This is a genomic window from Verrucosispora sp. SN26_14.1 (assembly GCF_004307965.1).
Lineage (GTDB): Bacteria > Actinomycetota > Actinomycetes > Mycobacteriales > Micromonosporaceae > Micromonospora.
Genome location: NZ_SISL01000189.1, coordinates 1 through 10912, shown reverse-complemented (window position 1 = coordinate 10912; position 10912 = coordinate 1). Strand labels below are relative to the sequence as shown.

Sequence of the window (10912 nt, the reverse complement as noted above, 5' to 3'; positions counted from 1 at the left end):
ACCGTGATCAACGGCTGGCCGACCGGACGCACCTCGCCCTCCGCGCCGTGCAGGGCCACCACCCGGCCGGCGTACGGGCAGGGCACGTCCACGACCGCCTTGGCGGTCTCCACCTCGACCACGGTCTGGTCCACGGTGACCACGTCACCCACCGCGACCCGCCACTGCACGATCTCCGCCTCGGCGAGCCCCTCACCGAGGTCAGGAAGGAAGAAGACTTGCTCGCTCATGCCGGCACTCCGCTCCGCTGCGTGCCGCCACGAGACTCCACCGCACCGCACCCGATGACTCGCTCGCTCCGCTCGCTCATGCCGGCACTCCGCTCCGCTGCGTGCCGCCACGAGACTCCACCGCACCGCACCCGATGACTCGCTCGCTCCGCTCGCTCATGCCGGCACCTCGGCGAGCCAGCGGGAGTCCGGCTGGTCGTCCCACTGGAGGCGGGCCACCGCGTCCAGCACCCGGTCGACCGAGGGCAGGTGCGTGTGCTCCAGCATCGGCGCCGGGTACGGGATGTCCAGCCCGGAGACCCGCAGCACCGGCGCGTGCAGCGCGTGGAAGCAGCGTTCCTGCACCCGGGCGGCGATCTCCGCGCCGACTCCGGCGAAACCCTGTGCCTCCTGCACCACCACGCAGCGGCCGGTACGCCGGACCGAGTCGGCGATCGTGGCGTCGTCGAACGGCACGATGGTGCGTACGTCGACGACCTCCAGGTCCCAGCCCTCCTCGCGGGCGGCCTCGGCGGCCTCCAGCGCGACCGGCACCGCCGGCCCGTACGCGACCAGGGTGGCGTCCCGGCCGGGCCGACGGACCACCGCCCGGCCGAACGGAGCGGTCCGCGTCGGCAGGTCCGCCTCGGCGCTGGTGAAGTAGAGCTTCTTCGGCTCCATGAACACCACCGGGTCGGGGTCGTCGATCGCCTCCCGCAGCAGCGAGTACGCGTCGTCGACGGTCGCCGGGGTGACCACCTTCAGGCCCGGGGTGTGCGCGTAGTACGCCTCGGACGAGTCGCAGTGGTGCTCCACGCCGCCGATGCCACCCGCGTACGGCACACGGATCACCATCGGCATGCTCAGCGCGCCCCGGGTGCGGTTGCGCAGCTTCGCCACGTGCGAGGCGATCTGCTCGAACGCCGGGTACGCGAACGCGTCGAACTGCATCTCCACCACCGGACGCAGCCCGGACATCGCCAGTCCGACCGCGAAGCCGACGATGCCGGCCTCGGCCAGCGGGGTGTCGAAGCAGCGCTTGTCGCCGAAGCGGGCCTGTAGTCCGTCGGTGATCCGGAAGACGCCACCGAGTTGCCCGACGTCCTCGCCGAAGACGACGACCCGATCGTCCTCCAGCAGCGCGTCGGCGAGCGCCGCGTTGAGCGCCTTCGCCATGGTCATGGTGGCCATCAGGCGTCCTCCTCCTGCGCGGCGAGCTCGGCGCGGACCTGGTCGCGCTGTTCGACGAGCTGCGGGGTGGGCTGCGCGTAGACGTGGTCGAAGAGGGTGAGCGGGTCGACGGTGGGTTCGGCGTTCATCCGCTCGCGCAGCCCCGCCGCGTACTCCTCGGCCTCCTGCGCGACGGCGGTTACGGCGTCGTCGTCGAGGGCCTCACGGGAGCGCAGGTACGCCTCCAGCCGGGCCACCGGGTCGCGGTCCCGCCACGCCTCCACCTCGTCGGCGTCGCGGTAGCGCGTCGCGTCGTCGGCGTTGGTGTGCGGCTCCATCCGGTAGGTGTGCGCCTCGACCAGGAACGGCCCCTTGCCGGCGCGGGCGTGCGCCACCGCCTTCTCCAGCACGGCGAGCACGGCCACCGGGTCGTTGCCGTCGACCTGCTCGCTCGGCACGCCGTACCCGACGCCCTTGTAGGCCAGTGACGGGGCGGCGGTCTGGCGGGACAGCGGCACGCTGATCGCGTACCGGTTGTTCTGCACGAAGTAGACCACCGGGGCCTTGAACACGGCGGCGAAGTTGACCCCCTCGTGGAAGTCGCCCTCGCTGGTCGCGCCGTCACCGACGTAGACCAGTGCCACCGTGTCCCGCCCCTGGTAGGTCTCGCCGTAGGCCAGGCCGGCGGCGTGCACGCACTGGGTGGCGAGCGGGGTGCACTGCGGCGCGGTGCGGCGCACGGCCGGGTCGTACCCGCAGTGCCAGTCGCCGCGCAGCAGGGTGAGGACCTCGACCGGGTCGATGCCCCGCGCGGTCAGCGCCATCGACTCGCGGTAGGTCGGGAAGACCCAGTCGTCCTCGCGCAGCGCGAGAACCCCGCCGACCTGGCACGCCTCCTGCCCTCGCGAGGACGGGTAGACCGCGAGGCGGCCCTGCTTGGTCAGTGCGGTGGCCTGCGCGTCGAACCGGCGGCCGACGACCATCCGGCGGTACATCTCGCGCAGTGTCGCCACCGGTGGCTCGGGATAGTCGGCCCGGGACGGCAGCAGGGTGCCGTCCGGATTGAGCAGCCGGACCGGATCGGCCTGGGGAAGCAGGGCAGCGGCCGGGTCGGGCGCGGTCGGGGTGGCCGACCGGCGCTTCCGCGGGGTTGCCCTGCGGGCCGCCTGAGGGGTGGTCGTCACGGCGGAACCTCCTGGACGTGTGGTGGACCTATGCTCCTTTGGTCGGATGATTGACTCAAGATGGCCGGTGAAGGCGGGATGTATGGCACTGATGGGAGGCTCGGGTGAGCCAGGAGACCGCTGACACAGTGCCCCTGCGGGGTGGCACGGGACGAACGGCACCAGGGTTGGACGAGGTGGACCGACGGATCCTGGACGAACTGACCCGGGACGGGCGGATCTCCGTCCGGACGCTCGCCGAGCGGGTGCACGTGTCCCGCACCAACGCGTACGCGCGCATGGAGCGACTGCTGCGCGACGGGGTGGTCACCGGGTTCGCCGCCCGGGTCGCGCCGGAGCCGGCCGGGTTGGGCACCTCGGCGTACATCGCCCTGACCATCCAGCAGAACACCTGGCGGGAGGTGTCGGCGGAGCTGGCCCGGGTGCGCTACGTCGAGCACGTGGCGCTGCTCAGCGGCGAACACGACGTACTCGCCCTGGTCCGGGCACCGGACAACGCCACCCTGCGGGACGTGGTGCTGGACCGGGTCCAGCGCATCTCCGGGGTGCTGTCCACCCGGAGCTGGCTGGTCTTCGAGGAATACGACGGCGTCCGCAGCCCGTGGGCCTGACCGCCGCTCAGCGTTCCGGCGGCGCGGCCAGCCCCTCCCGGTCGGCCAGCTCCAGCAGCGGGTCCAGCGAGAACCGTGGCCCGTCCAGACCGGCGTGCGGGTCGCCCCGCTCCGCGAACCGGGCGGGCATGGTGGTCACGTCGAAGTCCTCCGGCCGTACGTCGTCCAGCTCGGCCCAGTCCAGCGGGGCGGAGACCAGCGCCGCAGGCGTCGGCCGGATCGAGTACGCCGAGGTCATCGTGTGGTCCCGGGCCATCTGGTTGTAGTCGACGAAGACCGGTCGGTCCCGCTGGTCCCGCCACCAGGTGGTGGTGACCAGGTCCGGCCGGCGCCGCCGCATCTCGCCGCCGAGCGCCAGCACCGCCCGGCGGCAGTCGCCGAAGCTCCACCGGGGCTCGATCGGGACGTACACGTGCAGGCCGCGCCCGCCGGTGGTCTTCGGAAACCCGGCCAGGCCCAGCTCGTCGAGGAAGCCACGCACCTCGTGCGCCACCGGGACGACCTGGTCGAACCCCACCCCGGGCAGCGGGTCCAGGTCGATCCGGAGCTGGTCCGGCCGCTCGACGTCGGCCCGGTTCACCGGCCACGGGTGGAACCGCAGTGTGCCCAGGTTGACCGCCCAGATCACCACCGCCAGTTCCCCCGGCGCGACCTCGTCGGCGCTGCGCCCGCTGGGGAACGTGATGTGGGCGGTGCCCACCCAGTCGGGCGCGCCCGCCGGCACGCGCTTCTGATAGAAGGCGTCGCCCCGGTTGTCCTGCCGGGTGGCGATCGTCGCCCCCTCGAACACGCCGCGCGGCCAGCGTTCGAGCATGGTCGGCCGGTCCTTGAGCGCGCGCAGGATGCCGTCGCCGACGGCGAGGAAGTAGCGCACCACGTCGCGCTTGGTCAGCCCGCGCTCCGGGAAGTACGGCTTGTCCGGGCTGGAGACGCGCACCGTCCGCCGCCCTACCTGGATCTCCTCGGCCGAGGTCGCCATCTGCCGAGCGTACGACGCGTACGGCCGGCGCGGTGGCGACCTCGCGGGGCCGGTCGGGGCGGGTCCGACCCGGTGTGCGCGGGGCCGGAGAGCCCACCCGCTAGGATCGGCGGGGGCCGTGACTGGCGCGTCGAGATGGAGCACCATCGGGAAGCGGCCCCGTCATGAGGACGCACGCCGAGCGCCTGGGCCTTCCGCACGTCACCAGGAGGTCGCATGCCGCCGAACGCCGAATCCGCCGCTTTCCGCAGCGCGCTGGAGGTCATCCGCGCCGTCGAGCCCCGGGTGGCCGACGCCATCGGGGCGGAGCTGGTCGACCAGCGCGAGTCGCTCAAGCTGATCGCCAGCGAGAACTACGCCTCGCCGGCCACCCTGCTGGCGATGGGCAACTGGTTCAGCGACAAGTACGCCGAGGGCACGGTGGGGCGCCGGTTCTACGCCGGCTGCCAGAACGTCGACACGGTCGAGGCGCTCGCCGCCGAGCACGCCCGGGAGCTGTTCGGCGCGTCGCACGCATACGTGCAGCCGCACTCGGGCATCGACGCCAACCTGGTGGCGTTCTGGGCGATCCTGGCCGACCGGGTGGAGTCCCCCGCGCTCAAGCGGGCGCAGGCCCGGCACGTCAACGACCTCACCGAGCAGGACTGGTTCGCGCTCCGCCGGGAGCTGGGCGACCAGCGGATGCTCGGCATGTCGCTGGACGCCGGCGGCCACCTCACCCACGGCTTCCGGCCGAACATCTCCGGCAAGATGTTCGACCAGCGCAGCTACGGCACCGACCCGGCCACCGGGCTGGTCGACTACGACAGGGTCGCGGAGGCGGCCCGCGAGTTCCGGCCGCTGGTGCTGGTCGCCGGCTACTCGGCGTACCCGCGCAAGGTGAACTTCCGGATCATGCGGGAGATCGCCGACTCGGTCGGCGCCACCTTCATGGTGGACATGGCCCACTTCGCCGGTCTGGTCGCCGGCAAGGTCTTCACCGGCGACTTCGACCCGGTGCCGCACGCGCACATCGTCACCACCACCACGCACAAGTCACTGCGCGGCCCACGCGGCGGCATGGTGCTCTGCGGCCCGGAGCTGGCCGACCAGGTGGACCGGGGCTGCCCGATGGTGCTCGGCGGGCCGCTGCCGCACGTGATGGCGGCCAAGGCGGTCGCGCTGGCCGAGGCGCGCCGCCCCGACTTCGCCGCCTACGCCCAGCGGATCGTCGACAACGCCCAGGCGCTGGCCGACGGGCTGCTGCGTCGGGGCGCCACGCTGGTCACCGGCGGCACCGACAACCACCTGGTGCTCATCGACGTCACCGGCTACGGGCTGACCGGCCGGCAGGCCGAGCAGGCGCTGCTGGACTCGGGCATCGTGACCAACCGCAACGCGGTGCCGCAGGACGCCAACGGCGCCTGGTACACCTCCGGCATCCGGATCGGCACGCCCGCGTTGACCACGCGCGGGCTGGGCACGGCCGAGATGGACGGCACCGCCGAGCTGATCCACACGGTGCTCAGCCAGACCAGCGCCGGGGCGAACCCGGACGGCACCGCCTCCAAGGCCAAGTACGTGCTGGACCCGGCGCTGGCGGACAAGGTCAGCCGGCAGGCCGGCGAGTTGCTGGCCGGATTCCCGCTGTACCCGAACGTCGACCTGGGCTGACGACGCAGGCGCGTCGGGCCGGTGCACCGGCCCGACGCGCACCGGGACGATCAGGAGTAGTCGAACGTCCAGAGGAACCACTGGGCGCTCTGCGGGGCGTAGCTCTGCTCGCAGTACCACCAGTCCCATCGTCCCTCGGCGGCGCCGGTGAAGCCGTACGAGCGGCAGAAGTCGTAGCTGTAGTACACCCCGCGCAGCGTGCCGCCGGGCGGATCAGCCTGAGCCGGTGCCGCACCGACCACCAGAGCCGCGCCCACCGTGGCGAGCGCCGCCAGCGGCGCCAGGATCCTGCGTTTGCGCATGGTTACCCCCTGCAACAGACCGGCCGACGCGCATGCATCGACATCTGTCGACAAGCGTGACGACGCCCGGGACGCGCCGTCAACGCGTTCCCGGGCGGTGGTCGACCGACGGTGGAGTGGGCTCAGTTCAGTGGACGCTTGAGGTGGTATCGGTGCACCTCGGTGCTGCCCTGGACGTTGTTGACGTCCTCGGCGGCGGTGACCAGTTCCCAGCCTTCCCGGCCGTACCGGTTGAGGTGCGCCACGGCGGTGTCGCCGTACGCGGTGACGTCCTTACGCGATCCGTCCGGGCCGTACCAGACGAACGACACATGGAAATTGCGGCCCTGTCCCTGGTAACGGCGGACCAGCAGGGCGTACTCCCAGGCAACCATGCCGCCCATTATGACCGTCCACGCAGGAGCACGATACGGCGAAGGTCACCGTTCGCTTTCCGACGAACGCGGTGTGTCGCTGCCGAGAAGGACCCGGGCAAGGGCCCCGACACGCCGGGCGCGACCGGCGCGTGCCCACCGTCGATCCCGGCCGGGGCGTATGGTCGGGCGGTGGCGAGTTGGGATGACGTGCGTCGGATCGCGTTGAGCCTGCCGGAGACCGGTGAGCGCCCCTCCTACGACGGTCTGCCCGCCTGGACCGTACGGGACAAGTCGTTCGTGTGGGAGCGCCCGCTGCGCCGAGCCGACCTCGACGCGCTCGGACCGTCCGCGCCGACCGGCCCGATCCTCGGCGTACGGGTCGCCGACCTCGGCGTCAAGGAGGCACTGCTCGCGGACGACCCGGCCGTCTACCTGACGACGCCGCACCTCGACGGCTACCCGGCGGTGCTGGTGCGGCTGGACCGGATCGACGGGGCCGAACTGACCGAGATCATCACGGAGGCGTGGTTCGCCCGCGCGCCGAAGCGCCTCGCCGCCGCCCACCGCGCCACGACGGCACCGCCCGACGCCTGACTCCGCCCCAACCGACCCGCGCCGCCCCGACTGCCGACTCCGTCGGGCCGTCCGACTGATGACCATCGGCGTGTGAACCCCCGCCCGCCCCCGCCGATCATGGAGTTGTGGTAGGCGAAATGCCACGATAAGCGGCTTAAGTCAAGGCCACAACTCCATGATCGGCGAGGTCGCAGACCGACATCACCGGTGGTGAGTCTGGAGTGTGCCGGTCGGCGGCCTGGCGCTATCGCTTCTCGCAGGCGAGTCTGACAGCTCGGATGACACCGAGCTGGTCACCGGCACAGATCTCCCACCGGCAGCCGGAGAAGCGCCCGCCTACCGAAGATCACGCTCGATCCCGGATCGAGTGGTATCCGAACGCGACGATGACCACTCGATCCCGGATCGAGCGTGATCTTGCGGTGGAGGCGGGAGCATGGGCCTGCTGAGGGCCCGGATGGGCCCGGGTGAAGCGGATGGGCCCGGGTGAAGCGGGTGGGCCCGGGTTACCGTCGCATCACCCAGACCGGGATCGGGTCGGTCAGCGTGTCGACCAACTCCCAGCCGGCACGCCGGTAGATCTCCACGTTGACCGGGTTGCCGGTCTCCAGCACGGCGGGGAGCCCCGCCTCGGCGGCCCGCCGCAGCCCGGCACTCATCGCGGCACGCCCCAACCGGCGGCCCGCATGGGCCGGGTGGGTGCCGAGGATGCCCAGGTACCAGTGCGGATGGTGGGGCAGGACGGCACGCAGCGCCTGGTCGTAGGCGTGCACCCGGCGCAGCACGTCGTCGGGCAGGGCCGGGCGGCGGCCGTCGTCGAGGACGGCCGTGCCGGCCACCGGCGGCTCCCAGATGGCGGTCGCGGCACCCTGCTCGACCGTCCAGACGGTGCCCTTGACGACCTGCTTGTCGAAGAGGTGTCCGAAGAGGACGGCGGCCGACCGAGGGTAGGTCTCGTCGTCGGGGAAGAAGAAGCGCACCACGGGATCCGTGCTGAACGCGGCCACCAGGGCGTCGACTACCGGCGTCCGGTCCGCCGGGCTCGCGACGCTCACCTCGGGAGGATGCACGAGGTCGGACTCTAGCCGCCCGGGACCCGCCGCGCTGACCGGTCGACGGCGTGGCCCGGGGTACCGGGTCACGCCGTCGACCGGTGTCCGGCGGCGGAGCGGGACGCGTTCCACCGGGTGGGCCGACTCAGTCGGCGGGCAGCCAGTCCTGCCAGACGTCCGGGTTGGCGTCGAGCCACTTCTTGGCCGCCTCGTCGTGGGACAACTCGTCGACCGTGAGGTAGCGGGCCACCTCGTTCTGGTGGGCGTTGGTCCACTGGAAGTTCTTGACCAGGTCGGCGGCCGGGTTGCCGGACTCGGCGAACTCCCGGTTGGCGATCTTGTCGAGGTCGTAGGGCTGGTAGTCGCAGGCCACCTTCTCCGGGTCCACGTCACAGCCCGGCGTGTAGGGCGGCAGCTTGACGTGCACCAGGTCGACCTCGGCGAGGAACCACTGCGGCGCGTAGAAGTAGCCGATCGCCGGCCGACGGTCGCGCTCCGCCTCCCGGAACGCCTCGATGAGCTTGTCCTCGCTGCCCACGGTGGTGACCGTGTAGTTCAGCTTCAGGTTGCGGATCAACGCCCGGTCGTTGGTCTCGTACGACGGGTCGCCGTTGAGCAGGACACCCCGACCGCCGGAGGTGGGCGTCCGGAACAGGTAGGCGTAGTCGTTGAGGTTCCGCCAGTTGGTGATGTTCGGGTGCTGCTCGACCAGCCACGGCGTCACGTACCAGCCGACGACGCCCTGGTTGCCGGTCATGCCGTGCTCGACGGCCTTGCGTTCCTCGTCGATGTACTTCTTCTTCAGGCCCTCGCGGCCCCAGTTCTCCAGGATGACGTCGGTGCTGCCGGCGGCGACCTCCTCCCAGGCCTCCTCCGCCGTGAGGTCCTTGACCACCACCGTGCAGTTGAGCCGGTTCTTGGCCAGGTAGCCGATCACCGCGAGGTTCGCCTCGTACCCGATCCACGGCAGGTTGGCCAGCGTCAGCGTGCCGCACTCGGTCCGCTCCGGTGGCCCCGGCGGCGCGATCCGGGGCTGGATGTCGGCCGCGCAGCCGGTCAGTGCCAGTGCGGCCACGCAGGCGAGGGCCACCGCCCTGGTCCACCCTGATCTCTGCATCGCTGCCTCTTCTCCTCTTCGTCGTTGCGCCCGGCCGAGGTGCCGGAGGGGCTGCGGTGCCGCCGGGGTGCCGTGCCGCAGGGGTGCTGCCGTCCGCTGGTCAGCGACCGACGCCGGCCCGCGCGAGGCGTTGCGCCAGCACCACCTCGGTGAGCGCGACGAGCACCTGCTTGACCGACTCCCGCTGACGCGCGTCGCACTCCACCAGCACCACGTCGTCCGCGACGCCGAGCGCCTCCCGCACCTCGGCCAGCGCGAAGCGGCGGGTCGCCTCGAACGTGTTGACGGCCAGCAGGAACGGGATGTGGTGGTCCTCGAAGTAGTCGATGGCCGGGAAGCAGTCCTCGATCCGCCGGGTGTCGATCAGCACGACCGCGCCCAGCGCGCCGTCCACCAGGTCGTCCCAGAGGAAGGCGAACCGGTCCTGTCCGGGCGTGCCGAACAGGTACATCAGCAGGGACTCGTCGAGACTGATCCGGCCGAAGTCCAGGGCCACGGTGGTGGTGGTCTTGCCGGCCACCACCGAGGTGTCGTCGACCCCCACCGAGACCTCGGTCAGGTCTGCCTCGGTGACGAGCGGCTCGATCTCCGACACCGCACCGACGAAGGTGGTCTTGCCGACGCCGAACCCCCCGCTCACCACGATCTTGACCGCGGTGGGTGTGGGCGGCTGGCTAGAGAGCGCGGACACGGTCCCTGATCCTCTCGATCATGGCGACGGAGAGCTCGCCCTGTTCCTCACGGCGCAGGTAGCCCTCGCTGAGCAGATCTGCCACCAGCACCCGGGTGACGCCGAGCGGCACCCGCAGCGCCACCGCCAGGTCGGCCACGGTGATCGGCCGCTGGCACAACTCGACGATCCGACGGGCCTCGAAACGCAGCGGCGCGGAGAGTGCCGCCGGTTGGGCGGAGAGCAGCGTCTCCACCCGCAGCCCGTCCTGGACCGGGCGGGTACGTCCGCCGGTGAGCAGGAACGGGCGTACCGCCTCCGCGTCGGACGACTCCGGTGCGGGCGGCGGCGGCTCGGGAGCCGGGCCGACCGGTGCCGGTGCCGCGCTCCAGTACGGGATCATCCGCGGGTCGGGCAGCCGCGGTCCGGCACCGCTCACCGGGGCAGCACTCGTCTCGACTCGGAGATCAACGCCGGCGTCAGCATGGTGCCGAACCGGTCGGCCAGCAGCGAGATCTCGTAGCCGACCAGGCCCAGGTCGCAGTCGCCGTCGGCGAGCACCCCCAGGCAGCTGCCGTCGCTGATCGCCGACACCAGCAGGAAGCCGCGCCTCATCTCGATCATGATGAGTTTGAGGCCGTCGAAGTCGTACTTGCGGGAGGCGGTCCGGGCCAGGCTGGCCATGCTGGACACGATCGCGGCGAGCTGGTCGCCGGCACCCCGGTTGAGTCCGGTGGAGACGGCGATGAGCAACCCGTCGGACGAGACGGCGACCGCGTCGCGCACCCCGTCCGTCTGCCGGACGAAGTTCGCCAGCAGCCAGTTCAACTGGTGTGGATCGCTCTGGATGTCAACCTTCACGGGCCCCCCAAGGCTCGGTCGTGGTGTCGTCGCTGGACCGGGTCGGTGGTGTCGGCCGGTCGCCCTGGCTGCGGAGCGTCCCGGCCCGCAGCGCGGTCAACCGGTTCCGGATCTCCATCGGCGAGTCGTCCATGGCGGCCGGACGCGGTGCGGACGCGACCGGGTCGGCGGC

The 10912-nt window shown here is 71.7% G+C and carries 14 protein-coding genes and 1 riboswitch; of the genes, 3 read left to right on the top strand and 11 right to left on the bottom strand.

All coding sequences use genetic code 11. The features are described from left to right. The 3 genes from EYA84_RS17575 to pdhA all read right to left on the bottom strand — a co-directional run. The coding region (locus EYA84_RS17575; RefSeq protein ID WP_343232775.1) for a biotin/lipoyl-containing protein at window positions 1–230 on the bottom strand (230 nt) is incomplete at its 3' end. A gap of 156 nt (window positions 231–386) precedes the next feature. Further along, entirely contained in the window at window positions 387–1400 is a 1014-nt protein-coding gene (locus tag EYA84_RS17570; RefSeq protein WP_131054147.1) for an alpha-ketoacid dehydrogenase subunit beta, read from the bottom strand. Next, window positions 1400–2563, bottom strand: a complete 1164-nt coding sequence (pdhA, locus tag EYA84_RS17565) for a pyruvate dehydrogenase (acetyl-transferring) E1 component subunit alpha (protein WP_131054146.1) — start codon at window positions 2561–2563, stop codon at window positions 1400–1402. Before pdhA ends, EYA84_RS17570 begins: the two co-directional genes overlap by 1 nt. 128 nt (window positions 2564–2691) lie before the next feature. Between pdhA and EYA84_RS17560 the strand changes: the two genes are divergently transcribed. Then, window positions 2692–3174: an Lrp/AsnC family transcriptional regulator gene (locus EYA84_RS17560; protein ID WP_176095884.1), complete on the top strand. Its 483-nt coding sequence runs from the start codon at window positions 2692–2694 to the stop codon at window positions 3172–3174. A 7-nt stretch (window positions 3175–3181) separates the two neighbouring features. Here EYA84_RS17560 and EYA84_RS17555 read toward each other — a convergent pair whose 3' ends face one another. Beyond that, the gene (locus EYA84_RS17555; RefSeq protein WP_131054144.1) at window positions 3182–4153 is read right to left on the bottom strand and encodes a DNA polymerase domain-containing protein; all 972 of its coding nucleotides are present in this window, start codon (window positions 4151–4153) and stop codon (window positions 3182–3184) included. 108 nt (window positions 4154–4261) lie between these two features. Next, window positions 4262–4351: riboswitch (ZMP/ZTP riboswitch) on the top strand. A gap of 18 nt (window positions 4352–4369) precedes the next feature. Here EYA84_RS17555 and EYA84_RS17550 point away from each other — a divergent pair. After that, window positions 4370–5806: a glycine hydroxymethyltransferase gene (locus tag EYA84_RS17550; RefSeq protein ID WP_131054143.1), complete on the top strand. Its 1437-nt coding sequence runs from the start codon at window positions 4370–4372 to the stop codon at window positions 5804–5806. A 50-nt stretch (window positions 5807–5856) separates the two neighbouring features. Here EYA84_RS17550 and EYA84_RS17545 read toward each other — a convergent pair whose 3' ends face one another. Both EYA84_RS17545 and EYA84_RS17540 read right to left on the bottom strand, forming a co-directional pair. Next, window positions 5857–6108 (bottom strand): hypothetical protein, encoded by a 252-nt coding sequence (locus tag EYA84_RS17545; protein WP_131054142.1) that lies wholly within the window; start codon window positions 6106–6108, stop codon window positions 5857–5859. A gap of 122 nt (window positions 6109–6230) precedes the next feature. Continuing rightward, on the bottom strand, window positions 6231–6491 hold the full coding sequence (locus tag EYA84_RS17540) for a hypothetical protein (protein ID WP_131054141.1): 261 nt from the start codon (window positions 6489–6491) through the stop codon (window positions 6231–6233). A 162-nt stretch (window positions 6492–6653) separates the two neighbouring features. On the opposite strand from EYA84_RS17540, the gene EYA84_RS17535 reads away from it, so the two are divergent. Beyond that, window positions 6654–7058, top strand: coding sequence for an MmcQ/YjbR family DNA-binding protein (locus EYA84_RS17535; RefSeq protein WP_131054140.1), 405 nt, complete (start codon window positions 6654–6656; stop codon window positions 7056–7058). 488 nt (window positions 7059–7546) lie between these two features. Here EYA84_RS17535 and EYA84_RS17530 read toward each other — a convergent pair whose 3' ends face one another. The 5 genes from EYA84_RS17530 to EYA84_RS17510 all read right to left on the bottom strand — a co-directional run bounded on the left by EYA84_RS17530 (window position 7547) and on the right by EYA84_RS17510 (window position 10740). Continuing rightward, complete coding sequence (locus EYA84_RS17530; protein ID WP_394347581.1) at window positions 7547–8095, bottom strand: GNAT family N-acetyltransferase; 549 nt, start codon at window positions 8093–8095, stop codon at window positions 7547–7549. A gap of 142 nt (window positions 8096–8237) precedes the next feature. Continuing rightward, on the bottom strand, window positions 8238–9209 hold the full coding sequence (locus EYA84_RS17525) for a glycine betaine ABC transporter substrate-binding protein (protein ID WP_131054138.1): 972 nt from the start codon (window positions 9207–9209) through the stop codon (window positions 8238–8240). Between the two features lie 100 nt (window positions 9210–9309). Continuing rightward, window positions 9310–9900 carry an ATP/GTP-binding protein gene (locus tag EYA84_RS17520; protein WP_131054137.1) on the bottom strand — a complete coding sequence of 197 codons (591 nt, stop codon included), beginning with the start codon at window positions 9898–9900 and terminating at the stop codon, window positions 9310–9312. After that, window positions 9884–10318, bottom strand: a complete 435-nt coding sequence (locus EYA84_RS17515; protein ID WP_131054136.1) for a DUF742 domain-containing protein — start codon at window positions 10316–10318, stop codon at window positions 9884–9886. The genes EYA84_RS17520 and EYA84_RS17515 overlap by 17 nt, the downstream gene beginning before the upstream one ends. Beyond that, window positions 10315–10740, bottom strand: a complete 426-nt coding sequence (locus EYA84_RS17510; RefSeq protein ID WP_131054135.1) for a roadblock/LC7 domain-containing protein — start codon at window positions 10738–10740, stop codon at window positions 10315–10317. The genes EYA84_RS17515 and EYA84_RS17510 overlap by 4 nt, the downstream gene beginning before the upstream one ends. Window positions 10741–10912 lie beyond the last annotated feature (172 nt).